The 251-nt window shown below is 72.5% G+C and carries 1 protein-coding gene; it reads left to right on the forward strand.

Translation table 11 applies throughout. From position 1 onward, the window contains the following. Positions 1-251 (forward strand): hypothetical protein (locus ACPYOM_RS23175; RefSeq protein WP_481347771.1); only part of this gene is annotated, 251 nt, incomplete at both ends.

Raw genomic sequence — 251 nt, forward strand, 5'->3', positions numbered from 1 at the left:
CCGCGAACCAGCAGCGCATTGCCGAATTCACGGTACCGCTGGCGAAGGGCGGCGCCGTCGCGCAGGCCGCGCTGGACCACCGCCTCGGTTTCATCCGCCGCGACGGCCGTCTGCTCGGCCTCGCCGAAGAACAGCTGCTGCGCATGCTGGGCACGGAATCGCTCGTGTGCCTGCCGCTCGTCGCGGGCGCGCGCTGCCTCGGCGTGATGATCGGCGGCGTCGCGACGTGGCAGCTGCCGGCGTGCCAGAAG

It is taken from the genome of Monashia sp. HAY1-2A (genome assembly GCF_056755315.1).